Source organism: Oleiphilus sp. HI0079 (assembly GCF_001635105.1).
This window is the reverse complement of the sequence record NZ_LWFT01001159.1, coordinates 1-680: the sequence shown is the minus strand read 5'-3', so window position 1 is coordinate 680 and position 680 is coordinate 1. Positions and strand designations below refer to the sequence as shown.

The 680-nt window shown below is 48.4% G+C and carries 1 protein-coding gene; it reads right to left on the bottom strand.

From position 1 onward, the window contains the following. Positions 1-680 (bottom strand): ATP-binding protein (locus A3750_RS20490; protein ID WP_231871904.1); only part of this gene is annotated, 680 nt, incomplete at both ends.

Below are 680 nucleotides of genomic sequence, written 5' to 3'. Positions count from 1 at the left end.
CTAGCGCCGGTATCCCAGCGCTTATTAACACGATATCAAAGTGTTTAGAGCGAATTTCAGATAAGAGTGAGTCTGGCTCGCAGAATTGCGATGATTCAACCCCCCATTTGCCGAGCTGTCGCTTTACGCTTTCGAGGCAAGGTGCCGTCGCATCAAGGTGAGCAACCGAAATCTCTGAAAATTCGCTATGCTCGGCCGCTTTTGGCTGGCTCTTCGCAAGCTCAGCGGCGAACTTGAAGGTAAACTCACTCCCCCTCCCAATCTCACTGGTAACAGTTATATCGCCGTCCAATAATTCGGCGAGCTGTTTACAGATCGTTAGCCCCAAACCGGTTCCGCCAAATTTACGGGTTGTAGATGCGTCAACTTGGGAGAAGGCATCAAAAATCACATTAACTCGATCTTTGGGGATGCCAACGCCGGTGTCTTTTATTGTTATTTCACAGATACATTTGCCATCTTCATTCACGCTTGTTGTGGCTGAAATAAGCACATGGCCATGATTGGTAAACTTAATCGCGTTACCAATAAGGTTATTGAGTATCTGGCGGGTTCTGCCCGGGTCACCAACTATGCCACGATCAGAGACATCGGAGATGTCGAGCACAATCTCTAGCTGCTTGTCTTCGGCAACGCAGGCAACGCTGCTTGCAATATCGGCAACCAAATTTCCGATATCA